The organism is Stenotrophomonas sp. SAU14A_NAIMI4_5 (assembly GCF_003086795.1).
Taxonomy (GTDB): domain Bacteria; phylum Pseudomonadota; class Gammaproteobacteria; order Xanthomonadales; family Xanthomonadaceae; genus Stenotrophomonas.
In genome coordinates this window covers 1,124,165-1,147,276 of record NZ_CP026003.1, presented here as the reverse complement: position 1 = coordinate 1,147,276, position 23,112 = coordinate 1,124,165, and the positions used below count along the sequence as shown (strand labels likewise).

Below are 23,112 nucleotides of genomic sequence, written 5' to 3'. Positions count from 1 at the left end.
TTATTCCAGCAGTGCGTATGCCTGTCATGGAACAACCGGAGAAACCGCACGCAACCTATCGCGCCCCGGCCACCTTCGCATTGCCCAGCTGCGCATCCAGGGCCGCCGCGCGCAGCAGGAACTCCGATTGCGGCGAAAGACCGACCAGCTGCGGACGCGCGCGCTGCAGCTGGGCCGTTGCCGATGCCGCATCGCCGGCCTGCAGCAGGCTCTCCGCGTAGGGAATGCGCCACTTGGCCGTGGCCGTGGAATCGGCGCCGTAGAAACTCTCGAAGGTAGCCACCACCGTCGCCCAGCGCGCGGCGGCATCACTGTCGCCACCGCGCTGGGCCAGCAGCGCGGCCTGCATCTGCTGGCGCAGCGCCAGGCTCGGCACCGGCGAGGGATTGCGGCGATCGAACGCGGCCAGCGCTTCGCGCGCTTCGGCGATGCGACCGGCGCGGGTCAGCCACTCCAGTTCCACCAGTTCCAGCGTCACCAGCTGCTGTGAATCTGCCGCCAGGGTCCTCCGCCACACCTCGCCCACTTCGCGCAGCAGCGGCTCGGCATCGTCGGTGCGGTCGGCACGCATCAGCAGCCGTGCCAGCACCATCTGCACGTCCAGGCTGCGCGGATGCTGGTTGCCCAGCAGGCGCTGGTGCAGGGCCAGCGTCTGCCGGTACCCCCGCTCGGCCGTGGCGAGGTCACCGCGCGCCTCCTCCATGATGGCCCGGCCGTAGATCATGCCGGCGTAGGCCAGGCTGTCGGCACCGTCCACGCGGACGCTGGTGGCGATGGCCGCATCGAAATGCTGCTGCGATTCGCTGTAGCGGCCCAGATCGAGGTACTGGCCGGCCAGCGCTGCTTCGGCCGCAGCCGTGTAGCTGCTGCCGGTGCCGAACAGCTGGCGGGTGATGGCGAAGGTCTCTTCGGCCAGGCGCATCGCCTCGTCGGCACGCCCCTGCGCCAGCAGCGTGTAGACCAGCGAGCGCAGCACGCGCAGGCGGGCCGGCCCGTGCAGGGGCGACGCATCGCCACCGATGGCGGCGGCTTCGCGCAGCGTCTGCTCGGACAGCGGCAGCTTGCCCTGCGACCGGTACAGCGTGCCCAGGTTGGACAGCGTGGTCATCAGGCCAGCGTCGGCTGCCACGCCGGTGCCGTGACGGGCGAGCGCCAGCGCCTCCGCATAGGCGGCGGCGGCTTCGTCGAAATCCTCTCGGCTGGCGTGTGCGCGTCCCACGGCATTGAGCAGGTCGATACGCACGCCGGGGTCATCGTCGTCCTCCAGCAGCGCCAGCCCGCGGCGTGCTCCCTGCAGGGCGGCATCCTGCTGGCCGTCCTCCACCTGCAGCAGGGCGCGGGCGGCCTCTGCCGCGGCAATCTCGTGCGGTGGCGCAGCGGCGTCACGCAGGCCCAGCACGGCGCTCTGCAGCAGTGCGCCGGCTTCGCGCGGCTGGCCCAGGTTTCGATAGGCGCGACCGAGCGCGGCCTGCAGGCGCGCACGCACCAGCGGCGAGGCGGACATGTCCTGGTCGATCCGCAGCGCACCGAGATCGAGGACCTCACGCGCCGTCATCGGACGGTCACCGCGGATGCCCGGTTCCGCCGAGTCGAATGCCGCCACCAGCAGGTCGGCGATGCCGGAGGCGGCCGCCGCGTTCTCTTCGGCGCGGGCGCGGGCATCGCCGATGCGCTGCACGAAACCCACCGCCATCAGCAGCGCACAGGCTGCCACGGCGCAGGCCCGCCATTGCCGGCGCACGAACAGGCGTGCGCGCCGCACGCGGCTGGGGCGCAGCGCACGCACCGGGCGATGCTGCTGGAAACGGATCACGTCTTCGGCCAGCGCATCCACCGATGCGTAGCGATCGGCGGCGACCGGGGCGCGGGCGCGCGCGGCCACGGCCATCAGGTCGCCATCCAGGCGCACGGCCGGACCACCCAGCGCCAGCAGTTCGTCGAGCATCACCCCGAGGCTGTAGATGTCATCGGCCACCGCCGCCGGCCGTCCCGAGCGCCGCTCCGGACTGGTGTAGCGCGGCGTGGCGTAGGCGCCCACCTCGCTGCTGCCATCACTCATCAACCGCGAGATGCCGAAGTCCAGCAGCACCGGTTCGTCATCGCTGCGCACCAGCACGTTGGCCGGCTTGATGTCGCAGTGGATCACGCCCTGCGCGTGCGCGGCCTGCACCGCGCGGCAGACCTTGCAGAACAGGCCCAGCACCCCCGTCAGGGTGATGTCCGGCGAGCGGCAGGCTTCATCCAGGCGCTGCCCATCGATGAATTCCATCACCAGGTAGGGCTGGTCGGCGCGCGCACGGCCCACGTCGTAGAGGTGGGCGATATTGGGGTGCTGCAGGTCGGCCAGGATCTGGCTCTCCGCCTGCAGCCGCTCCGCCAGCGCGGGATCCAGGCTGCGGCGCATCACCTTGATCGCCACCTGGCGGCGATACAGCTGGTCGGCACGCTCGGCCAGGAAGACCCGGCCCATGCCCCCGGCCGCCAGCAGCCGTACCAGCCGCCACGGCCCGATCAGCTGCCCCACCTGGATGTCATCTGCATCCAGCGAAGCGAGCACCTTGTCAATCGAACCCTGCATGCCGCCCAGTGCCTGGGTCTGTGCGCGCAGCAGGGCCAGTGTCTCGTGCACCAGCGCAGGGTCGCCGGTCAGGGCATGCAGCTCGCTCTCCCACAGGGGCTCAGGCAGTTCGCAGACCGAATCGAACAGCGCGCGGACCGCGCCCCAGTCCACTGCGTCGTTCATGCACCGTCATCCCGTGAAGGCATGCCACCCAGGTGGCGCTTGAGCCAGGCCTTGGCGAAGCGCAGGTCGCGATCGACAGTCGGCACCGAGACGCCCTGTGCCGCGGCGATTTCCTCGCGGCGCATGCCGCCGAAATACATCCACTCGACCGTGGAACTGGCGCGTGCATCGACATCGGCCAAGGCCAGCAGTGCGGCATCCAGGGCCAGCACGTCCACGGCATCCTGGTCGTCCACGCCTTCGCGGTCCGCGTGTTCCAGAGTGAGATGCAGCTGGTCGCCGCCACGCTTGGCCGCACCCATCGCACGTGCATGGTCGACCATGACGCTGCGCATCTTCAGCGCCGCCAGGGCCAGGAAGTGCACGCGATCGTTGTAGGCCGTACCGGGGTCGAGCATGCGCATCAGCGCCTCGTTCACCAGCATGGTCGGCTGCAGCAGGCCGGGCGAATCACCGCTCAGTCGCACCGCGGCCATGCCACGCAGCTGTGCGTACAGCATCTGCAGCAGGCGATCGCGCGCGGACAGATCGTTGCCCGTGCTCCAGCGCTTCAGCAGCGTGGTGACGCCATCGTCGGCAGGCGATCCGGAAACCGTCATCTACATCGCGATCCATGCCCTGGTAGAGATCGCATTATTGCCCATGGCGGGCCAAAATCGACATCGCAGGCCGACACACAGCGTGCCACGGGACCGCCGCGGTCATCGACTGAAGCGGCGCGCTCCCGCCACGCAGGCCACCGCGGCCAGGGTCACCAGCAGCATGCCGGCGCTGACCGTTTCATGCAGCAGCAGCGCCGCCAGCGCCAGGCCGAAGAACGGCTGCAGCAGCTGCAGCTGCCCCACCGCTGCGATGCCGCCCTGGGCCAGCCCGCGGTACCAGAACAGGAAGCCGACCAGCATGCTGAACACCGCCACGTAGCCCAGCGCCCACCAGGCCGGTGCACCGATGGCCCCCAGCGAAGCCGGGCGCATCACCACCATCAGCGGCAGCATCACCGGCAATGCCAGCAGCAGCGCCCAGCTAATCACCTGCCAGCCGCCCAGGTGCCGGGCCAAGCGCCCGCCCTCGGCGTAACCGAGTCCGCAGACCACGATGGCTGCCAGCATCAGCAGATCGGCCTGCAGCGAGGCCTCGATGCCGTTGCGTGCCGCGTAGCCGACCACGCAGGCACTGCCCAACAGCGAGAACAGCCAGAACGCCGGCCGTGGCCGCTCACCACCGCGCAGCACGCCGAACAGCGCGGTGCTGAGCGGCAGCAGGCCGACGAAGACGATGGTGTGGGCCGACGAAGCATGGCGCAGCGCCAGCGCGGTCAGCAGCGGGAAACCCACCACCACGCCCAGGCTGACCATCGCCAGGCCGGGCAGGTCCGCGCGCGCCGGCCGTGGCTGCCGCAGGGCCAGCAGCAGGACCAGGCCGAGCACGGCGGCGATGCTGGCGCGCGCGGCGGTGACGAAGCCGGCATCCAGCTCCAGCACGGCCAGGCGCGTGGCCGGCAGCGATCCGGCAAAGATCACCACACCGATGAAGCCGTTGATCCACCCACGTGCCGACCGTTCCACGCTGATATCCGTTGCGATGGGCACCGCTGGCCCGGGCAACCATTGGGCCATTGCCGCGCGCCTGCACCCAGCTACAATCCAGTACAATCGCAAGTAACTGTACTGGCCACACTTCCCGCACAGTCGCCCCATGTCCCGATCCCCCAGCCGTATCGACAGCGTCATGCAGGCCGTGCGCACGCGAATCGCTGCACGCCAGGATGGTCCCGGCGCGCGCCTGCCCTCGGTGCGCGCACAGGCGGCGACCATGGGCGTTTCGGTGTCCACGGTGGTCGAGGCCTACGAGCGGCTGGCCGCCGAAGGCGTGATCGCCGCGCGCGCCGGCTCGGGGTTCTACGTGGCCGGGCCGCTGCCGCCACTGGCCCTGGCGGCGATCGAGCCACGCCAGGATCGCGCGGTGGATCCGCTATGGGTGTCGCGGCAATCTCTGGAAACCCCGGCCGAACACCTCAAGCCCGGCTGCGGCTGGATGCCCAGCGAGTGGCTGTACCAGGACGGCCTGCGCCGCGGCCTGCGTCGGATGGCGCGTGCCGAGCCTTCAGCACTCACCGACTACGCCAGCCCGCTCGGGCTGCCGTCGCTGCGCCAGTCGCTGCAGCGGCGCGCGGCCGGGCTCGGCATCGAGGTGCCGCTGGACCAGGTGCTGCTGGCCGAATCGGGCACGCATGCGGTGGACCTGGTCTGCCGCCTGCTGCTGAAGCCGGGCGACAGCGTGCTGGTCGACGATCCCAGCTACTTCAACTACCACGCGTTGCTGAAGGCGCACCAGGTGCAGGCCATCGGCGTGCCGTACACGCACAGCGGGCCGGATCTGCACGCGTTCGCGGCGGCCCTGCAGGCGCACGCGCCGCGGCTGTACATCACCAATTCCGGCCTGCACAACCCGACCGGCGCGGTGCTGTCGGCGGCCACCGCCCACCGGCTGCTGGGCCTGGCCGAACGCAGCGGGATGACCATCGTCGAGGACGACATCTTCGCCGACTTCGAGCTGCGCCCTGCCCCGCGCCTGGCTGCACTGGACGGGCTGTCACGGGTGATCCACGTCGGCAGCTTCTCCAAGACCGTCTCGGCCGCGTCGCGCTGTGGCTACATCGCTGCGCGCGCGGACTGGATCGACGCGCTGGTCGACCTGAAGCTGGCCACCAGCTTCGGCGGCGGCCATCTGGCCGCGCACCTGATGCAGATCGCGCTGACCGACAGCGGCTACCGCCGGCACATGCAGGCCATCCGCGCGCGCCTGGCCGATGCCCGCAAGCACACCCTGCGGCAGGTGCAGCGCCTGGGCATCACGCCGTGGCTGGTGCCTGAAGCCGGCTTGTTCCTGTGGTGCCAGCTGCCCGATGGCCGCGACGCCGCGGCGCTGGCCCGGCACTGCCTGCGCGAAGGCGTGGTGGTGGCGCCGGGCAATGCCTTCAGCCAATCGCAGCGCGTGGCCGACTATGTGCGCTTCAACGTGTCGCAGTGCCAGGACCCGCGTATCTGGCAGGTGCTGGCGCGGGCGCTGCGCTGAAGCAGCGCTTGACGAGCGCGCTACAGTGGAATGTCACCACTGCCGCAGGAACGCACGCCATGTCGACCTTCGAAGACCCGCAGGCCGTCGCCCGCTACGCCGAGGGCCCGCTGCGGCAGGTGCCGGGCTTCCTGGCACTGCAGCAGATGAGCCAGCTGCTGCTGGCCGAACATGTGCCGCTCGAAGGACGTGTGCTGGTGCTGGGCGCCGGTGGCGGGCTGGAGCTGAAGGCCTTCGCCGAAGCGCATCCAGGCTGGCGCCTGCTGGGCGTGGATCCGGCCGCACCGATGCTGGCGCTTGCGGAACAGACGCTGGGGCCGCTGATGGCGCAGGTGGAGCTGCTGGAGGGCTACATCGACGATGCGCCGGACGTTCGTTTCGACGGTGCCAGCTGCCTGCTGACCCTGCACTTCCTCGATGCCAGCCGGCGCCTGCACACGCTGCGCGAGCTGCACCGCCGCCTGCGCCCGGGTGCACCGCTGGTGGTGGCCCACCACAGCGTACCGGCCGACGATGCGGGCAAGCGTCGCTGGCTGCAGCGCTACGTCGCCTTTGCCGAGGCGTCGGGTGTGGCGCACGCCGATGCCCAGCGCACCATCGAGGTCATGATCGAGCGGTTGCCGCTGCAGTCGCCCGAACAGGACGTCGCGCTGCTGCAGCAGGCCGGTTTCGAGGGCGTGGAGCTGTTCTACGCCGGCTTCAGTTTCAAGGGGTGGGTGGCGTACGCATCGTAGAGTCGAGCTTGCTCGACTGCTGTTCGCGGATCAGTCGAGCAAGCTCGACTCTACGGGCTCTTGGCAGTCGAGCAAGCTCGACTCTACGGCACCACGGTGATGCCGATGCGTTGCATCAGCAGCGCCACCTGCTGAACATCCAGCCGTGCGCCGCGCAGGTTGACCACGCGCAGGTCCAGGTCGCCCAGCTCCGAGCCGGTCAGGTCGCAGTCGGTGAAGTTCGCACTGCTCCAGTCGATGCCCTCGAACTGGCCGGACGACAGATCCGAACCGGCGAAACTGGCGCCGCTGACGTTGGCGCCGTCCCAGCGGTTCTCCCACAGCTCGCACTTCTCCAGCGTCACCCGCGAGAAATTGGCGTAGCGCAGGTTCGATTTCTTGATGAAGGCACTGCAGAACCAGGTGCGCGTGGTGATCTGGTTCATGAAACTGGCGTTGCTGAAATCGGCGCCCTGCGCGCGGCACTCGCTGATTTCCAGGCCCAGCGCCTTGATGAAGTTGAAGTGGCACATGCTGACGTCGCAGCTGCGGAAGCTGGCTTCCTTCAGGGTGGCGCCATTGAAGCGACAGCCGGTGCGGCTTTCGGCGTCATAGAAACTGCAGTTCACGAACTCGGTGGCGGTCAGGTCGGCGCCGGAAAAATCACATCCGTGGAACTGCTGGTCGACCACTTTCTGGCCGGCGTACTGGTCGCCGGCGATGCGCAGCGCGCGGTGGATGCTGGGGGACATCTGGATTTCCATGTCACGGTTGCCCGACATGATGCCGGGCAAACGGGGGCTTCCGTAAGCGGCCGCGCCGTGAGGTTCACCGGCAGTCCAGCCGTGATGTGTACAAAGCACACCCGGCGTCAGTGCCGACGGCGCCGCACCTTCATCCGCAGGCGACGGTAGCCGATCACCACGCCCGTGGCACACAGGCCCGCACCCGCCACGCTCAACAGCAGCAGCACGCCCAACCGCGTGTTCTCCTGCCGCAGGATGCCCGGCAGGTCCCAGCTGTGCAGGAAGTAGAACAGCCAGCGGCCGACCCGCTCGCGATGGCCCAGGGTCAGCAGCGGATCGCCGGTCGCCAGATCGAAGTACACACGCGTGGCATGCGCATCGCCGAAGTCGGCCACTGCCACCGGGAAACGTCGCACCGCCGCCCCGTTCATCGCCTCGGGGGCACGCGGGTAGAAGTACGCGTCGGGCGTGCGCAGGATCGAGAACGCGCGCAACGGTGCGGTACCCATCGCCTGCGCGTGCTGCTGCAGCCATGCAGACGGCAGGGTCTGGGCAACGTGCAGCTGCCCCTCTGCCTGCGAAACGATGCGGGTACCACCCTGCCCGTCCAGCAGCACCGCGAACAGTTCGCCACCGATGCGCCGCCACTGGATCTCCACCGGCGCGAAGCCTTCCTTCGACGCTGCGGCGAGCAAGGCCTGCGGCTGCGCCACGGCGGTATCCAGCGCCACCGTCGCACCGCGATAGCGCGCGGCATCCACGGCACCTGCCGTAGTGCTGAACACCTGCAGCGGATTCATCGACATCAGCCCGCTGAAGATCCAGGTGAACACGAAGGCGCAGGCCATCAGGCCGACCAGATGGTGCCAGCGCATCCATGGCTCCACGTAGGGCGTCTTCGCACCCGACCGGTAGCGGCCGCGGAAACGCCAGCGCCACACGCCCACCACGATGCCGCTGATGGCCGCCACCGTGCACAGCGCGGACAGCACGATCACCACCCACGTCCACACCGGGTCCACCGACTGCATGCGCAGGAAGTACAGCCAGTGCAGCCACGCACCGACGTAGTTCCAGCGCTGCTGATGGTACGGCGCATCCAGCACCACCTCGCCGGTGCGCGAGGAAACGTACAGACTGCCCGGCTGGTGGCCGCCCACTTCCACCTTGTACAGCGGCCGATGTGCGTCCAGCCCGCGCGAATGCGTCCAGCGATCCTCGTCCGCGCGCACGGCACCGGGGAACGCCGGGCCACCAGCAAACGCCGCCGCCGACAGTTCGGCGCGCTGCGCAGACACCGGCAGCAGCGCGTGGCCGGTCTCTGCCGACCACGCGCCAACGTGGGCACCGCTGCGCACCACATAGGCCGGTTCGCCGCGCAGCGTGGTCAGCGCCACGCTTTCCGGTTCGGCCTGCACCGCGTCGGGCAGCACCGGCAGGCCCTGCGGCACGCGTGTGCCATCAAGCACCGGCAACGCGGCCAGCCGCTCGCCCGGGGTCAACTTCGGGTAGCCGATGAACAGCATCACCATGCCGCTGACGAACCACAGCAGCATCAGCAGGCAGCCACCGATGCCCAGCCATCGGTGCAGCAGGTAGGTCCAGCGCTTGGCGGTGGATCGCAGCGACATCAGCTACATCCTCAGAAGCGATGGTCGACGGTGAACTCGACGCGGCGGTCCGCGCCCAGCAGCCACTGCGTGCTGGTGTAGTACGCCGTCGCGTAGTACGCCTTGTCGAACACATTGAACACGCGCGCGCTCACCCGCGTGCGCGGCGCCGCCTGCCAGGTCAGGGCCAGATCGGTGGTGCTGTAGCCCGGCAGTTCCAGCGTGTTGGCGTTGTCCGCGTACCGCTTGCCGACATAGCGCGCGCCACCGGCCACGGTCCAGTCCGGCAGGAACTGCCAGCTCAGCCACACGTTCGCCATCCGCTCGGCCACGTTCGGCGGCACGTTGCCATCGCGCGAGACCACCACCGCCGGCGAGCCGGTGGTTTCCAGGAAGTCCTCGAATTCGGCCTTCAGCACCGTGGCATTCGCATCCAGCGACCAGTGCGGTGCGAACGCCCAGTTCAACGACGCCTCGATACCACGCGAGGTCTGCGCGCCCACCTGCACGCGGCGATCGGGCTGCAGCGGATCACGGCTGAGCAGGCCGGTCTTGCGGATGCGGTACGCCGCCAGCGTCCACTCGCCGCCATCGAACGCCTGCTTCATGCCGACCTCGAACTGCCGGCCCTTGGCCAGGTCGAATGCACCGTTGGCCGGGCTGATCATCAGCAGGCCACTGACCGGATCGGCCGCCTGCGAATACTGCGCATAAAGGCTCAAGGTCGGCCGCAGCGCGAACACCGTACCCGCGCGCCAGCCGGTGCTGCTGTACGTCTTCGAAAACGCTGCCGCGCCACTGATCAGATCGGTGCGGTCGATGGTCGCGCGGTCATGGCGCAGCCCACCCAACACCGACCAGCGTTCACTCAGCGTCAGGTGGTCTTCGGCAAACAGCGCGTACTGTTCGGCACTGTTGCGGTAGCGCGGCAGGTTCGGTGCATCGCTGGCGAATTCACCCGGCACCGGACGGAACGGATCGACCGGCCCGGAGCTGCCAGCGTAGGTGTTGTTGGTGTGCTTGAAGTGCGCGCGGTTGGCATCCAGGCCCACCGCGAAGCTGTTGGCCAGCCCGCCCACCTGCCCCTGCACGCGCAGCGTCGAGGTCAGCCCGGTCTGGTCCTGGTTGTGGGTGATCTGCGTGTTGTCCGAGCGATCGATCAGCCCCGTGGCATCGTTGTAGACGTAGGCCTCGGCATTGCGCCAGTCGCGCTGGCTGTCGATCTGATAGACACGCGTGCGCCATTCGACGTTCGCGGTCGGCGTCCACAGCGCATCCAGCTGGGTCCAGCGGTCGCGGAAGCGGATCTCGCTGTCGGCCACGTTGTAGTTGCGATGACGCAGCGCATCCAGCTGGCGGCCATCCACCAGCGGCGTGCCGAAGTAGCGCATCGGCTGCTGGTAGCCCTGCGCATGGGTCAGGGTCAACTGCAGGTCCGTACGCGGCTGCCACAGCAGCGCGCCGGAGAACGTCGCATCGTTGTTGCGGCCGCGGTCGACCCAGCCACCGCTGTAGTTGCCGCTCACATCCACACGGTAGGCCAGCTCCGGCGTCAGCGCGCCACCGCTGCCGAAGCCCAGGCGCGCGGTGTCCTCGCTGCCCACGGTCACGCTGATCTCGTTCTCGATGGCACCGCGCGTCGGCTTCTTCGGCACGATGTTGATGACCCCGCCGATGGCACCGTCGCCATGGATGACCGAGGCCGGGCCGCGAAGCACTTCGATGCGCTCGATGGACCAGGTATCGAACGGGAAGGTGACGCCCACCCCGCCGTACTGGCGCAGGCCGTCGTACAGGCGCATCACCGACGCGCCATCGGTGGAGCCGCGGCTGCACAGCGCACTGAGGCCATTGCCGGGATGCGGCATCGCACTGATCGCACCCGCGCGGCTGATCGCATCGTTGAGGTTGCTGTCGCCACGCTGTTCCAGCTGGTCGCGGTCGATGACGGTGAGCGCGGCCGGCGTCTGCAGCACGCTCAGGCCAAGGGCGGAGCCCGCGCTGGGCACGGCCGACAGTTCGCCATGGCGGGTATCGACCACGCGCACGGTATCCAGGGTGGTGGGGTCTGCGGCATCGGCGCGGGCCGGTGCGGTGTACAGGGCGCAGGCGCACAGCGCCGGCAGCGTCGCCCAGCGCAGGGCAACGACGTTCGGATTCGTTTTCATGTTTCCACGGCATGCAATGCCGCCCCATCAACGAGGGCAGCAGAAAGAAAGTCGCACGCGGGTGCACCGGGTCATGACCCGGCGGCTTCAATCAGCTCGACAACGCCGGGCGATGCCCAGCAGCTTCAAGAAAATCGGTAGCGCCGGGCCATGCCCGACGGCTTTCGCGTGCGCGGCTCAGCCAGCGAACGCCAGCGGCGGCCCACGCGCGCCCAGGGTTCCGCGCAGCCGCGAGGGCAGCGCTCTGACAGATCCTGCCAATGCCCGGCATACCGGCGCCAACGGCACCAGCAGCAGGAATGCCGCCACCAGCAAGGTGATCAAGCGTGCCGCGATCAGGCAGTACTCGCAGTCCACGCCCATTTCATGCTCGGCGTGTGGATCGACCGCCGGTTTGGCGACGGTCTCGTCGTGCGCCATCGTCATCGCGTGGTGGTCGTGGTGACCTTCCATCGCGTGCTGCGCGTGTTCGGCATGCGCGCTGTGGTCCATCGCGCTGTGGTCCATGGCGCCGTGATCCATCGCACCATGATCCATACCCGCCATCACCGGCGCGACGGCCGGCGCCGGCCCATGGGCCATCCAGCGGCTTACCAGCGGGGCAAGCAGCACCAGCAGCATGGCAAGCCATGCCAGGATCTGGAACCGGCGGTGGAATCGGGGGCGACGCACCCGCCCATTCTACGGCGCGTCGGCCAACCCTGGACCACGTTCAGGGTTTTGCCCCTGCGACACGGTGACGCAGGGGCAAAACCCGGACCATACCGATGACTCCGCCCTCTCGCAGTAGATCCACGCCATGCGTGGATGCTCCTGCTCCTGGGCCATCAACTCACGTACTGCGCCACCCCATTCCCGAACGACCAGTTCTCCGGCTTCACTTCCACCAGATTGATGAACACGTCCTCGCGGCGGACGCCCACCGCCTCATGCAGGCCATTGGCAATGCCCAGGTAGAGCGCTTTCTCCTGCTCCTGCGTGCGCCCCTCGCTCCAGGTGATCTGCACGCAGATGAAGTCATCGGTGCGCGCCACGCCGAGGTAGCCGGGGTCGAAGACGAGGGTGCCGGCCTCGTGTTCCTGAAAAACCTGGAAGCGATCGTTTTCCGGAACACCCACCGCGCGCAGGGCCTGGTAGATGGCCTCCCCCACGCGCTGCAGATAATCAGCGGATTTACCTTTGCGAAGATCGATACGGGCGAGCGGCATGGTGGGACTCCAGAGCCAGAGGGGACAACGTGAGCCGAGACTACGCCTGCCGGGGTCGGCGACACAGCGCATGGATGGAACGTCTGCTTTCATCCATGGCACGTTCGCGCGGGGCTGCGCCGGGTGACGTGATTGCCACCTGCCGGGGCTGTGTAACGGCACGCCTTGGTTCAGGTAACGCGGCGGGCTACGCCATGGGTGCTGGTACACCGTCGTGGCTGGCGTTGTTGCAACTTTCCTCACTGACTTCCGTGTTTGTGCGAATCGATGATCGCCTCGCCGAGGCAGGTCGCCTTGGTCGGGATTGGCGTCTCGAATAAACGAATGAACTTCCAATCGCTACGGTTTACGCCGCAGCAGAGAAAATGCACCGATTGCCTTCAATGGCGGCCGGTGCGTGGGGATCGACAGATCCGCCAGGCCTTCTTCTCGTTGGGAGTTCGTTTGCCTAGGTACGCCAACCCGCACCGTCCGCCACCTTCATTACGGAAGGTGGCTCTACGCCAGTGAGGGTTTCGCCATGAGCAATCGAACCGCATCCCACCCACGCCTGCACGCGCTGATCGGCGACATCGCCAACGAAATGCCCGAAGACCTCGCGCGTGAGATCGAGTGCGCATTGAACGAACAAAATCTGCCCGTGCAGGCACCCACGTTCTTCGCCTGTCTCGATGCCATCCGCCAAGGTGATGGTGCAGATGGTCAGCCGTGCAACGCCCGCAGGATCGGCGCCGACCATCACGCATCACTCAGTCGCTCGCTGGCAGGGCTCACCGCGCTGCTGGATCTTCTCCAAGCCGCCGACCGCGCGCGTGTCGAAGGCATGCCCCAAGAACAGCTGGGCAGTTTCCACACCGATGGTTTGATCGTCGCGGCGCGACAACTGGTGCGCGAAGCCACCCATTGCTTGGAGCGCGGAACGCCCTGAACGCCTTGGCTACAATCGCGAAGGGAATCGCAGGAAACCGCAATGGACGCCGAACACCTGGAGTACTTCAAGGCCGCACTGGAAGGCCGTGCAACCGTAGGCTGGAACGCGTGGTTTGCCGCCAACCAGCAGGCGCTGTCACAGCAGTTGAGCCGCCCTGCCCTGCTGCGGTTGAAGTTCAATCAGCTGGATGAAGCCGAACGCCTGCTGGCCGAGGCAGGCATCGTGCCCACCAGCACGGCGGGCAAGCGCTACGAGATGTACTGCGCGCAGTTCGCACTGGACGTGCTGGATGAAAAAGGCCGACCGCTGCCGGCCATCTGGCGCGCGGCGCACGGCGGTGCCATCGGCCTGCTTGCCGATGGCGAACACGCGGCGGGCCAGGCGAAGCTGCTTGCGGAATTCCGCGGCGTCCGCAAGCGCGGACTGACGCAGGCGCACGAATGGCTGGGCGATCTGTGCTTCGAGGGAGAGGTGGAGCTGCGCGACGGCAATACCGAGGTGGGCCGCCAACTGCTGGCGGTGGTGGTGCAGGCCGGTAGCGGTCACGACCTGCTGGACGGGACCGCGATGATCGCGCGCGAGCTGCTGGGGGATCAAAACTGAAAAAGCCGCGCAGGAGTTCTCTGGAACTACGCAACCCTTCAGGCAAGAAAGACGCTGACAGCTTTTCCCGCACCCGCAAGTGCTGCCACAGCACCGGTGAACAGAAACGCGGCGGGCACACAGCACCCCAGTGCTCTGCCCATCTTGCGCTGGCGACCTGATCGGGTAAGAGGTATGCCGATCTGGCGCGACAGCTTGCTCTTGGCGGCAGACAAGCCGGAAGCCCTCTTCCAGGAGAACCCGGGGATACCTCGCTTACGAGCCATCTCGTTTCCTTGCATGCACTGAGGGACAGTGGCGCCGTGCCAAGCCTATCGCTGCTGCCGGCTACCCTCAATGCGCTATCGCGTCGCACGCACGGGTGCGCGAAGTCACAGGCAACAAAAAAGCCCCCATTGCTGGAGGCTTTTTTCGTTCTGCAACATGGTGGGCGGTACAGGGATCGAACCTGTGACCCTTGCCGTGTGAAGGCAATGCTCTACCGCTGAGCTAACCGCCCGGTGTGTTGCTGAGCCGCTCATTATAGGGGCTTTTCAGAGGCCGTCAACAGTTTTTCACATTTGTGTTCACGGCTGTTTCGAAGGCGTCGCCGGGCATGGCCCGGCGCTACCTCACATCGTGTGCGTCGGCTTGTCCGAACTGGTCAGGCCGGCCAGCAGGGTCTCGATCTTGTGGCGCACGTTCTCGCCTTCCTGGCCGTCGGCCAGCTGCACGCCGATGCCGGCCACGCGGTTGCCCTGTGCACCGGCCGGGGTCACCCAGATCACCTTGCCGGCCACCGGCAGGCGCTCGCTGGAATCGGGCAGGGTCAGCAGCAGGAACACTTCGTCGCCCAGGAAGTAACGCTTGGGCGTGGGCACGAAGATGCCGCCATTCTTCACGAACGGCATGTACGCGCTGTACAGCGCGGCTTTGTCCTTTACAGCCAGGGACAGGATGCCCTGGCGGGCGTTGCTGGCACTCATCGATTTCCCCTTGCGGCAGGCCGCTCGTTCACCTTGTTCCAGGCCAGCAGCAACTCGACCACCGCAAGGTCTGCACGCACGGTGGTGCGCAGCAGGTCGCGGGTGCGGTTGGCAGCATCGAACCAGGCTGCCAGCTTGTGCAATCGGTCCGGCGCGGTCAAGGCATCGGTGCTGGCCTGGGCCAGCGCCAGATCGGCGGCAAAGCGCAGGCGCAGGGCCGCGTTCTCATCACCGCACCACTTCTGCGCCAGTTCCACTGCGCCGGTCTTGCCGGCGGCCAGCTGTTCCAGCTCGCGGCCGACGTCGCGGCGCAGGCTCAGGCCGTCTTCGCGCAGCCAGTTGTCGGCCTGGCCGGGATGGCCGCGCGCCGCGTCCAGCGCTTCGCGTGCGGAGGCTTCGCTGTGGCCCTGCTGCTGCAGCCAGGCCATCGCTTCATCGCGCGGCGGCAGCTTGAATTCCAGGCGCTGGCAGCGGCTGCGCACGGTCTGCGGCAAACGCGCCGGGTCGCTGCTGATCAGCCACAGGTAGCGGCCGGGCTGCGGTTCTTCCAGGGTCTTCAGCAGGGCGTTGGCGGCCGAGCGGTTGATGGCATCGGCCGGGTCGACGATCACCACCTGGGCCACGCCGTACTGCGGGGTCAGCGCCAGCTTGTTGGTGATCTCGCGCACCTGCTCGATGACGATCTCAGTGCGCAGCTTGTCGCCGCTCTTGTTCGGAATGAAGCTGACCAGCTGCAGGTCCGGATGGGTACCGGCGGCGATCAGCTGGCGCGTGCGCGTGGCGTGCGCGGCATCGCCGCGGGCCAGCACGTGGTCGGCCAAGGCCAGCGCGACCTCACGCTTGCCCAGCCCGGCCGGGCCGCAGATCAGCAGGCCATGGCCCAGCCGGTCGGCATCCAGTGCAGCGACGGTCTGGTCGAAGGCGCGCTGCTGCCAGGGCGAGAAGCTGCTCATGCGCCCTCCCCGGCCTGCAGCCAGCGCTCGACGCTGGCCACCACATCGGCGGCCACGCGTTCCTGCACCTGGCCGGCATCGATCAGGGCGAAGCGCTGCGGATCCTGCTGGGCACGGCTGCGGAAGACCTGGCGCACTCGTTCGAAGAAATCGTCCTGCTCGCTTTCGATGCGGTCCGGCCACAGGTCGCGGCCATTGGCGCGGGCGCGGCCCACGGCCACGTCCACATCCAGCAGCAGGGTCAGGCCCGGCAGCAGGCCGACGGCGCGGCGCTCCAGGTCGGCAATCCACTGCGGGTCGAGGCCGCGGCCACCGCCCTGGTAGGCGTAGCTGGAATCGGTGAAGCGATCACTCAGCACATAGGCGCCGCGCTGCAGTGCCGGCTGGATGACCTGGCGCACGTGCTGGGCGCGTGCGGCGAACACCAGCAGCAGCTCGGCTTCGGCGCTGAGCGGCTCGGCAGCGATCTCGGCGTCGGGCTTCAGCACCAGGCCGCGGATGCGCTCGGCCAGCGGCGTACCGCCCGGCTCGCGGGTCAGCACGACCTCGTGGCCGTGGCTGCGCAGGCAATCGCGGATGGCGTTGATGGCGGTGGTCTTGCCCGCGCCCTCGCCGCCTTCCAGGCTGACGAAACGCGGGTGGCGAAGCAGCGCGGAACTCATTGCGCCGGGGTCTCCTTGATACGTTGCTGGCGCAGCTGCTGCAGGTAGCGGGCTACGGCGGCGTTGTGCTGGTCCAGGCTGGGCGAGAACACGTGCGCGCCACTGCCGTCGCCCACGGCGACGAAGTACAGCGCATCGCCGGCGGCCGGCTGTGCGGCGGCCATCAGCGCATCGCGGCTGGGCATGGCGATCGGGGTCGGGGTCAGGCCCGCACGGGTGTAGGTGTTGTAGGGCGTATCGGTGGTCAGGTCGCGGCGGCGGATGTTGCCGTCGTAGGCCGTGCCGATGCCGTAGATGACGGTGGGATCGGTCTGCAGGCGCATGCCGATCTTCAGGCGGCGCATGAACACCCCGGCAATCTGCGGGCGCTCGCTGGCCAGCGCGGTTTCCTTTTCGATGATCGAGGCCATCGTCAGCAGTTCATACGGGCTGTTGATCGGCAGGTCGGCGGCGCGGCTTTCCCAGGCCTCGTCCAGCGCTTTTTCCATCGCGGCATGGGCGCGCTTGAGCACGTCCATGTCACTGTCGCCGCGCTGGTAGACGTAGGTCTCCGGCAGGAAGCGGCCTTCCGGATGCTGGCCGCCAAAGCCAAGGCGCTGCATCAGCGCGGCGTCATCCAGGGTGTCGGTGGTGTGCAGCAGCGGCTCGGCGCGCTTCAGCGCGGCACGCACCTGGCGGATGTTCCAGCCTTCCACGATGGTGACGCGGTGCTGCAGCACCTTGCCGGCACGCATGCGCAGCAGCAGCTCGCGCGGGGTCAGGCTGTTGTCCAGCGCGTACTCGCCCACCTTCAGCTTGCCGGCGGCATCGAGCTGGCGGGCCAGCAGTTGCCACTGGGTGTCCTGGCCTTCGTCCACGCCGGCCTCGCGCAGCTTGCGCAGCACGCTGTTCATGCCATCGCCGCTGGCGATGACCACGCTCTCGGCGGACGGGGTGATGTGGCGGTCTGCGAACTGGCCCTGCTGGTAGAAGAACCACGCGCCCGCGCCGGCGAGGACGGCGCCCAGCACCACCACCAGCGTGACCACGAACAGACACCCGCGCTTGGCTCCCGCCATGGACTACCTCTGAATGCGATTCCGCCGTGCAGGATACCGTGCCGGGTGGTGTGGGGTCATGACCGGGGTGGCGTCTGCGTGCCGACCAACGGTCGGCACCCACCAGTAGAGCCACGCCATGCGTGGATGACCGGCCGTGGAGGCGTCCGTGCCGACCAACGGTCGGCACCTACCAGTAGAGCCACGCCATGCGTGGATGACCGGCCGTGGGGGCGTCCGTGCCGACCAACGGTCGGCACCTACCAGTAGAGCCACGCCATGCGTGGATGACCGGCCATGGAGGCGTCCGCGCCGACCAACGGTCGGCACCTACCAGTAGAGCCACGCCATGCGTGGATGACGGGCCGTCGAGGCGTCCGTGCCGACCAACGGTCGGCACCCACCAGTAGAGCCACGCCATGCGTGGATGACCGGCCGTGGAGGCGTCCGTGCCGACCAACGGTCGGCACCCACCACAATCCATGACCGGCCCCACCGGGGATCCGGTTACCCCTGCTGGCCCAGCGCCCGCAGCAGGCCGCGGGCCTTGGCGCGGGTCTCGTCCAGTTCCTTGTCCGGGTCCGAGTCGACCACGATGCCGGCGCCGGTGCGGAAGCTCACTTCGTGCCCGTCCACTTCGGCGGTGCGGATGAGGATGTTCAGGTCCAGGTCGCCATCGCGGTTCAGCCAGCCGAAGGCGCCGGTGTAGGCGCCGCGCGGCACCTGTTCCAGCTCGCTGATGATCTGCATGCAGCGCACCTTGGGGCAGCCGGTGATGGTGCCGCCCGGGAAGGTCGCGGCGATCACCTCGCCCGGGGTGACCTCGGGGCGCAGGTGGCCGCTGACGTTGCTGACGATGTGGTGCACGTGGGCATAGCTTTCCACGGTCATCAGTTCGTCGACGACCACGGTGCCGGGCAGGCAGATGCGGCCCAGGTCGTTGCGCTCCAGGTCGATCAGCATCACGTGCTCGGCGCGCTCCTTGGGGTGGCCGACCAGTTCCTGGATGCGCGCGGCATCGTCGTCGCCTTCGAAGCGCGGGCGGGTGCCGGCAATCGGCCGGGTCTGCGCGTGGCCGGCATGCACCGACACCAGCCGTTCGGGCGAGGAGCTGACCACGTGGCGGCCGTGCGCGGTGAACAGGCCGGCGAACGGCGCGGGATTGGCGCGGCGCAGCTGTGCGTACAGCGCCTGCGGGCTGACCGGCGCGGCGAACTGCGCGCTCCAGCGCCGCGACAGGTTCACCTGGAACACGTCACCGGCACGCAAGTACTCGATCACCCGGCGCACACCATCGGTGAAGCGCTGCGGCGCGTCCTCGCCCACCGACTGCGGCGGCTGCCAGCCCTGCCCTGCTTCGGGCAGCGCGGCCGAGGCCTGCGCCACCAGCGCGTCCAGCAGGGCCTGCTCGCCGGCTTCGGCGATGACGAAGCTGGCGTCGTTCTCGTGGTCGTGCAGGAGCGCCGCCGGGCAGCGCAGGGCCAGCGCGGTTGGGCGGCCGTCATCGCGCGCACGCGCCGGCAGCACGGTTTCAATCTGGCTGGCCACTTCGTAATCGAGCATCAGCGCCCAGCCACCGCGGAACGGCAGGCTGTGGCTGCCGTCATGCGGCAGGCGCGCGGCCTGCCAGGCGCGGTCCAGCACCTGCAGGAAGCTGCCCGGCTGCGCGACGTCGTGCTGGTCGCGCACCTGGCCGTCAGCGTCCAGCCGCAGGCAGTCGCCCTGCGCGGCCAGCAGCAGGCTCCAGCGGCCCTGGGCGGTGCCCGAGGCGGTGGATTCCATCAGCAGCGGGAAGCGCGCCGGGTCGTGCTGCTGCAGGGCCAGCAGGTCGATCGGGTGCGGCAGCGGGTGGATCAGCGGGGCGTGGGTCATGGCGGCCAGTTCGGGGGTTCAGATGCACGGAAGCCGCCTTGCGGCGGCTCCGTGTTGCTCCGGATGCCGACAGGTAGAGTCGACTGTCAGTCGACTGCTTTCCCATCAGCGATCATTGCGGCGGATCGAAAGGCAGTCGACCAACGGTCGACTCTACCTCACCGGTCAGACGCGCTTGAAGATCAGCGTGCCGTTGGTGCCACCGAAGCCAAAACCATTCGACATCACCACGTCGACCTTGGCCTGGCGTGCTTCGTTGGGCACGTAATCCAGGTCGCAGCCTTCGCCCGGCTGTTCCAGGTTGATGGTCGGCGGAATGACGTTGTCCTGCAGCGCCATCACCGAGAAGATCGCTTCCACGCCGCCGGCGGCACCCAGCAGGTGGCCGGTCATCGACTTGGTGGAGCTGACCATCATCTTGTAGGCGTGGTCGCCGAAGGCGGCCTTCATGGCCATGGTTTCGCCCAGGTCGCCCAGCGGCGTGGAGGTGCCGTGTGCATTGAGGTAACCGACCTGATCCGGGGTCACGCCGGCATCGCGCATGGCCATGGCCATGCAACGGGCAGCGCCTTCGCCGTTCTCGCTCGGGGCGGTCATGTGGTACGCGTCGGAGCTGGCGCCGAAGCCGGCCAGTTCGCAGTAGATCTTCGCGCCGCGGGCCTTGGCGTGTTCATACTCTTCCAGCACCAGGATGCCGGCACCGTCACCCAGCACGAAGCCGTCGCGGTCCTTGTCCCACGGGCGCGAGGCCTGTTCCGGGGCATCGTTGCGGGTGCTCATGGCCTTCATCGCGCAGAAGCCGCCCAGCGCGGTCGGCGAGGAGCCACGCTCGGCGCCACCGGCCACCATCACGTCGGCATCGCCGTACTGGATCATGCGCATCGCGGTACCGATCGAATGGTTCGAGGTCGCGCACGCCGAGACCGCCGAGAACGACGGACCCTTCAGGCCGGTGATGATGCTCAGCTGGCCCGGCAGCATGTTGATGATGGTCTTGGGCACGTAGAAGGGCGAGATCTTCTTGCCCTCGTGGAAATCGATGGTCTGCTCTTCGATGCCCAGCAGGCCGCCGATGCCGGCGCCGACGATGGCGCCGATGCGCTCGGCATTGGCTTCGGTGATGTCCAGGCCCGCATCGTGCAGGGCCATGAAGGAGGCACCGAGGCCGTAATGGATGAACGGGTCCATCTTCTTGGCATCCTTGCCGCTGACCCGGTACTTGCCGAACAGTTCGTTGTCGGCGGTGATGTCAAAGCCTTTGACCTCACCTGCAATCTTGGTGGTGAACCGATCCAGGTAGGCATCAGAAACGTTGGTCAGCGGACCGATGCCCGAACGACCATGGGTGATGCCTTCCCAGCTGCTGGCCAGATCATTGCCCAACGGCGAGACGATACCCAGGCCGGTTACGACGACGCGACGCTTCATTGCTGATTCTCCTGACCCGATGATGTCAACGGGCAACTCGGTTTGCTTCGATGTGATGCTCAAACACACGGGGCCGCAACTGCGGCCCCATGGGGTGCGGTGCGCGGCGAGCGGAACCCGCGCGCGCACTGCCGTCTGACATCAGGCCTTGACGTGGGCCTTGATGTAGTCGATGGCGGCCTGCACGGTGCTGATCTTCTCGGCTTCTTCGTCCGGGATCTCGCACTCGAACTCTTCTTCCAGGGCCATCACCAGCTCAACGGTGTCCAGCGAGTCAGCGCCCAGGTCATCGACGAACGATGCGCTGTTGGTGACTTCTTCTTCCTTGACGCCAAGCTGTTCGACGACGATTTTCTTGACGCGTTCTTCGATGGTGCTCATGGGGTATCGCTCCAGATGGAGTAGTGGTTCAAAAGTGATCGCCATCGGATGGCGATGGCCGTGGGATAGTGTAGTGGAAACCGGCGGGGCCTTGCATGCATGCAAAAAACCTCGCAGATCAACCACTTGCGGCGCAATCCATGCGCCCCTTGCTTACGGCATGTACATGCCGCCGTTCACATGGAGGGTTTCGCCGGTGATGTAGCCGGCCGCCGGGCTGGCCAGGAAGGCCACCGCATGGGCGATGTCTTCCGGCGAACCGAGGCGTTCGAGGGCGATATCGTTGATCAGGGCGGTGCGGGCTTCTTCCGGCAGCGCCTTGGTCATGTCGGTATCGATGAAGCCGGGGGCGACGACATTGACGGTGACGCCGCGCGAGCCGATTTCCTTGGCCAGCGACTTGCTGAAACCGATGATGCCGGCCTTGGCAGCGGCGTAGTTGGCCTGGCCGGCATTGCCGGTCACGCCCACCACCGATGCGATGTTGATGATGCGGCCCTTGCGTGCCTTCATCATGCCGCGCATGACCGCCTTGCTGGTGCGGAACACGCTGGTCAGGTTGGTGTCGATGATCGACGCCCAATCGTCTTCCTTCATGCGCATCAGCAGGTTGTCGCGGGTGATGCCGGCGTTGTTGACCAGGATCGAGATCGCGCCGAATTCCTTGGCGATGCCGTCCAGCACGCTGTCCAGCGCGGCGGCGTCGGTGACGTTCAGCGCGCGGCCGTGGCCGCCGTGGGCCGCCAGGCGTTCGCCGATCGCGGCAGCGCCGGATTCGGTGGTGGCGGTGCCGATGACGGTGGCGCCCTGGGCGGCCAGCAGATCGGCAATGGCGGCACCAATGCCACGGCTGGCGCCAGTGACCAGTGCGATTTCACCCTGCAGGGGCTTGCTCATGATGTTGTCCTCAGACGTGGGCAGCGACCGCGCCCGTGCCGCTTGCAGCGGCCACCGGCACGGTCGGCAGGAACAGGGGGATCAGGCCGACCACGCCTCGCGGGCGCCTTCGAAGTCGCCCGGGGTGGCCAGGGGACGGCCGTCGATTGCCTTGTCGATGCGCTTGACCAGGCCGGTGAGCACCTTGCCCGGACCGCATTCGGCGATCTGGGTGATGCCACGGGCGGCCAGGGCCTGCACGCAACCGGTCCACTGCACCGGCTGGTACAGCTGCTGCACCAGCGCGGTACGGATGGCGTCGACGCCGTCGTGCACCTTGGCATCGACGTTCTGCACCACCGGCAGCTGCGGCGCCTGCCAGGACAGGCCGGCCATCACTTCGGCCAGGCGGTTGGCGGCTTCGCGCATCAACGGGGTGTGCGAGGGCACGCTGACGGCCAGCTTCACCGCCTTGCGCACGCCCTTTTCGGCCAACAGCGCCAGCGCACGGTCGACCGCGGCGGCGTCGCCACCGATGACGATCTGGCCCGGCGAGTTGAAGTTGGCCGGCACCACCACCTGGCTGCCAGCGGCTTCGGCGCAGACGTCCAGCACCAGCTGGTCTTCGGCACCGAGCACGGCGGCCATGGCACCGACGCCGGCCGGCGCGGCTTCCTGCATCAGCTGGCCGCGCAGGCGCACCAGGTGCGCACCGTCATGCAGGCTCAGCGCGCCAGCAGCGACCAGGGCGGTGTATTCGCCCAGGCTGTGGCCGGCCAGCACCGACGGGCGCGGACCGCCGACGGCGTTCCAGGCGCGCCACGCGCCGATGCTCGCCGCCAGCAGGGCCGGCTGGGTGTATTCGGTACGGTTGAGCATTTCCTCCGGGCCACCCTGGGACAGCGCCCACAGGTCGACGCCGGCACCATCGGATGCTTCGGTGAAGGCTTCACGCACCTGCGGGTGCAGCTCGGCCAGCTCGGCCAGCATGCCCACGGACTGCGAGCCCTGACCGGGGAAGACAAATGCGAGGGTGGATACGGTCACGCGGTCATCCGCTTGTTGCAATCGAAGCGGGCCATGATAAGGGCGAATCCCCCGTGTCGTCTGTACGTGCGCGTATGCAGGGCGTATGGACCCA

At 68.0% G+C, this 23,112-nt stretch carries 21 protein-coding genes and 1 tRNA gene; 4 read left to right on the top strand and 18 right to left on the bottom strand.

Going from position 1 to position 23,112, the window contains the following annotated elements:
• Nucleotides 1-55: 55 nt before the first annotated feature.
• The 3 genes from C1925_RS05460 to C1925_RS05450 form a co-directional block, all read right to left on the bottom strand.
• Nucleotides 56-2,743, bottom strand: coding sequence for a protein kinase (locus tag C1925_RS05460; RefSeq protein WP_108768000.1), 2,688 nt, complete (start codon nucleotides 2,741-2,743; stop codon nucleotides 56-58).
• On the bottom strand, nucleotides 2,740-3,342 hold the full coding sequence (locus tag C1925_RS05455) for an ECF-type sigma factor (RefSeq protein WP_108767999.1): 603 nt from the start codon (nucleotides 3,340-3,342) through the stop codon (nucleotides 2,740-2,742). Before C1925_RS05455 ends, C1925_RS05460 begins: the two co-directional genes overlap by 4 nt.
• Nucleotides 3,343-3,444: 102 nt before the next feature.
• Nucleotides 3,445-4,308, bottom strand: a complete 864-nt coding sequence (locus C1925_RS05450; RefSeq protein ID WP_108767998.1) for a DMT family transporter — start codon at nucleotides 4,306-4,308, stop codon at nucleotides 3,445-3,447.
• Nucleotides 4,309-4,438: 130 nt separating this feature from the next.
• On the opposite strand from C1925_RS05450, the gene C1925_RS05445 reads away from it, so the two are divergent.
• Nucleotides 4,439-5,818 (top strand): PLP-dependent aminotransferase family protein, encoded by a 1,380-nt coding sequence (locus C1925_RS05445; RefSeq protein ID WP_108767997.1) that lies wholly within the window; start codon nucleotides 4,439-4,441, stop codon nucleotides 5,816-5,818.
• A 59-nt stretch (nucleotides 5,819-5,877) separates the two neighbouring features.
• A complete protein-coding gene (locus C1925_RS05440) occupies nucleotides 5,878-6,552 on the top strand; it encodes a class I SAM-dependent methyltransferase (protein ID WP_108767996.1) in 675 nt (224 codons plus the stop codon).
• An 83-nt stretch (nucleotides 6,553-6,635) separates the two neighbouring features.
• On the opposite strand, the gene smqnr is transcribed toward C1925_RS05440, so the two are convergent.
• From smqnr to C1925_RS05415, 5 genes are all read right to left on the bottom strand, one after another.
• Nucleotides 6,636-7,283, bottom strand: a complete 648-nt coding sequence (gene smqnr, locus C1925_RS05435) for a SmQnr family pentapeptide repeat protein (protein ID WP_108770626.1) — start codon at nucleotides 7,281-7,283, stop codon at nucleotides 6,636-6,638.
• A 119-nt stretch (nucleotides 7,284-7,402) separates the two neighbouring features.
• Nucleotides 7,403-8,908: a PepSY domain-containing protein gene (locus C1925_RS05430; RefSeq protein ID WP_108767995.1), complete on the bottom strand. Its 1,506-nt coding sequence runs from the start codon at nucleotides 8,906-8,908 to the stop codon at nucleotides 7,403-7,405.
• Between the two features lie 11 nt (nucleotides 8,909-8,919).
• On the bottom strand, nucleotides 8,920-11,055 hold the full coding sequence (locus tag C1925_RS05425; protein WP_108767994.1) for a TonB-dependent receptor: 2,136 nt from the start codon (nucleotides 11,053-11,055) through the stop codon (nucleotides 8,920-8,922).
• Between the two features lie 177 nt (nucleotides 11,056-11,232).
• A complete protein-coding gene (locus C1925_RS05420) occupies nucleotides 11,233-11,676 on the bottom strand; it encodes a DUF2946 family protein (protein WP_108767993.1) in 444 nt (147 codons plus the stop codon).
• Between the two features lie 206 nt (nucleotides 11,677-11,882).
• On the bottom strand, nucleotides 11,883-12,263 hold the full coding sequence (locus C1925_RS05415; protein WP_108767992.1) for a tautomerase family protein: 381 nt from the start codon (nucleotides 12,261-12,263) through the stop codon (nucleotides 11,883-11,885).
• A 520-nt stretch (nucleotides 12,264-12,783) separates the two neighbouring features.
• Between C1925_RS05415 and C1925_RS05410 the strand changes: the two genes are divergently transcribed.
• Together C1925_RS05410 and C1925_RS05405 are read left to right on the top strand one after the other, a co-directional pair.
• The gene (locus C1925_RS05410) at nucleotides 12,784-13,191 is read left to right on the top strand and encodes a hypothetical protein (RefSeq protein ID WP_108767991.1); all 408 of its coding nucleotides are present in this window, start codon (nucleotides 12,784-12,786) and stop codon (nucleotides 13,189-13,191) included.
• A gap of 42 nt (nucleotides 13,192-13,233) precedes the next feature.
• The gene (locus C1925_RS05405) at nucleotides 13,234-13,797 is read left to right on the top strand and encodes a hypothetical protein (RefSeq protein WP_108767990.1); all 564 of its coding nucleotides are present in this window, start codon (nucleotides 13,234-13,236) and stop codon (nucleotides 13,795-13,797) included.
• Nucleotides 13,798-14,221: 424 nt separating this feature from the next.
• On the opposite strand, the gene C1925_RS05395 is transcribed toward C1925_RS05405, so the two are convergent.
• From C1925_RS05395 to fabD, 10 genes are all read right to left on the bottom strand, one after another.
• Nucleotides 14,222-14,296, bottom strand: a tRNA-Val gene (locus C1925_RS05395).
• Between the two features lie 112 nt (nucleotides 14,297-14,408).
• On the bottom strand, nucleotides 14,409-14,762 hold the full coding sequence (locus tag C1925_RS05390) for a PilZ domain-containing protein (protein WP_079220849.1): 354 nt from the start codon (nucleotides 14,760-14,762) through the stop codon (nucleotides 14,409-14,411).
• Entirely contained in the window at nucleotides 14,759-15,715 is a 957-nt protein-coding gene (locus C1925_RS05385) for a DNA polymerase III subunit delta' (protein WP_079220848.1), read from the bottom strand. Before C1925_RS05385 ends, C1925_RS05390 begins: the two co-directional genes overlap by 4 nt.
• A complete protein-coding gene (gene tmk, locus C1925_RS05380; protein WP_108767988.1) occupies nucleotides 15,712-16,377 on the bottom strand; it encodes a dTMP kinase in 666 nt (221 codons plus the stop codon). The genes C1925_RS05385 and tmk overlap by 4 nt, the downstream gene beginning before the upstream one ends.
• The gene (gene mltG / locus C1925_RS05375; RefSeq protein ID WP_108767987.1) at nucleotides 16,374-17,435 is read right to left on the bottom strand and encodes an endolytic transglycosylase MltG; all 1,062 of its coding nucleotides are present in this window, start codon (nucleotides 17,433-17,435) and stop codon (nucleotides 16,374-16,376) included. Before mltG ends, tmk begins: the two co-directional genes overlap by 4 nt.
• A gap of 486 nt (nucleotides 17,436-17,921) precedes the next feature.
• The gene (locus C1925_RS05370) at nucleotides 17,922-19,286 is read right to left on the bottom strand and encodes an aminodeoxychorismate synthase component I (protein ID WP_108767986.1); all 1,365 of its coding nucleotides are present in this window, start codon (nucleotides 19,284-19,286) and stop codon (nucleotides 17,922-17,924) included.
• 165 nt (nucleotides 19,287-19,451) lie between these two features.
• Nucleotides 19,452-20,714, bottom strand: coding sequence for a beta-ketoacyl-ACP synthase II (fabF, locus tag C1925_RS05365; protein ID WP_108767985.1), 1,263 nt, complete (start codon nucleotides 20,712-20,714; stop codon nucleotides 19,452-19,454).
• Nucleotides 20,715-20,855: 141 nt separating this feature from the next.
• Nucleotides 20,856-21,095, bottom strand: a complete 240-nt coding sequence (gene acpP / locus C1925_RS05360; protein WP_005415509.1) for an acyl carrier protein — start codon at nucleotides 21,093-21,095, stop codon at nucleotides 20,856-20,858.
• Between the two features lie 153 nt (nucleotides 21,096-21,248).
• Nucleotides 21,249-21,992: a 3-oxoacyl-ACP reductase FabG gene (fabG, locus tag C1925_RS05355; RefSeq protein ID WP_079220844.1), complete on the bottom strand. Its 744-nt coding sequence runs from the start codon at nucleotides 21,990-21,992 to the stop codon at nucleotides 21,249-21,251.
• 81 nt (nucleotides 21,993-22,073) lie between these two features.
• A complete protein-coding gene (gene fabD, locus C1925_RS05350; RefSeq protein ID WP_108767984.1) occupies nucleotides 22,074-23,018 on the bottom strand; it encodes an ACP S-malonyltransferase in 945 nt (314 codons plus the stop codon).
• Nucleotides 23,019-23,112 lie beyond the last annotated feature (94 nt).

Bases quoted from the DNA above. Each gene is read 5' to 3' on its own strand.
- C1925_RS05460 (WP_108768000.1), bottom strand. From the start codon at position 2,743: ATGAACGACGCAGTGGACTGGGGCGCGGTCCGCGCGCTGTTCGATTCG.
- C1925_RS05455 (WP_108767999.1), bottom strand. From the start codon at position 3,342: ATGACGGTTTCCGGATCGCCTGCCGACGATGGCGTCACCACGCTGCTG.
- C1925_RS05445 (WP_108767997.1), top strand. From the start codon at position 4,439: ATGTCCCGATCCCCCAGCCGTATCGACAGCGTCATGCAGGCCGTGCGC.
- C1925_RS05440 (WP_108767996.1), top strand. From the start codon at position 5,878: ATGTCGACCTTCGAAGACCCGCAGGCCGTCGCCCGCTACGCCGAGGGC.
- smqnr (WP_108770626.1), bottom strand. From the start codon at position 7,283: ATGTCCCCCAGCATCCACCGCGCGCTGCGCATCGCCGGCGACCAGTAC.
- C1925_RS05430 (WP_108767995.1), bottom strand. From the start codon at position 8,908: ATGTCGCTGCGATCCACCGCCAAGCGCTGGACCTACCTGCTGCACCGA.
- C1925_RS05425 (WP_108767994.1), bottom strand. From the start codon at position 11,055: ATGAAAACGAATCCGAACGTCGTTGCCCTGCGCTGGGCGACGCTGCCG.
- C1925_RS05420 (WP_108767993.1), bottom strand. From the start codon at position 11,676: ATGCTGCTGGTGCTGCTTGCCCCGCTGGTAAGCCGCTGGATGGCCCAT.
- C1925_RS05415 (WP_108767992.1), bottom strand. From the start codon at position 12,263: ATGCCGCTCGCCCGTATCGATCTTCGCAAAGGTAAATCCGCTGATTAT.
- C1925_RS05410 (WP_108767991.1), top strand. From the start codon at position 12,784: ATGAGCAATCGAACCGCATCCCACCCACGCCTGCACGCGCTGATCGGC.
- C1925_RS05405 (WP_108767990.1), top strand. From the start codon at position 13,234: ATGGACGCCGAACACCTGGAGTACTTCAAGGCCGCACTGGAAGGCCGT.
- C1925_RS05390 (WP_079220849.1), bottom strand. From the start codon at position 14,762: ATGAGTGCCAGCAACGCCCGCCAGGGCATCCTGTCCCTGGCTGTAAAG.
- C1925_RS05385 (WP_079220848.1), bottom strand. From the start codon at position 15,715: ATGAGCAGCTTCTCGCCCTGGCAGCAGCGCGCCTTCGACCAGACCGTC.
- tmk (WP_108767988.1), bottom strand. From the start codon at position 16,377: ATGAGTTCCGCGCTGCTTCGCCACCCGCGTTTCGTCAGCCTGGAAGGC.
- mltG (WP_108767987.1), bottom strand. From the start codon at position 17,435: ATGGCGGGAGCCAAGCGCGGGTGTCTGTTCGTGGTCACGCTGGTGGTG.
- C1925_RS05370 (WP_108767986.1), bottom strand. From the start codon at position 19,286: ATGACCCACGCCCCGCTGATCCACCCGCTGCCGCACCCGATCGACCTG.
- fabF (WP_108767985.1), bottom strand. From the start codon at position 20,714: ATGAAGCGTCGCGTCGTCGTAACCGGCCTGGGTATCGTCTCGCCGTTG.
- acpP (WP_005415509.1), bottom strand. From the start codon at position 21,095: ATGAGCACCATCGAAGAACGCGTCAAGAAAATCGTCGTCGAACAGCTT.
- fabG (WP_079220844.1), bottom strand. From the start codon at position 21,992: ATGAGCAAGCCCCTGCAGGGTGAAATCGCACTGGTCACTGGCGCCAGC.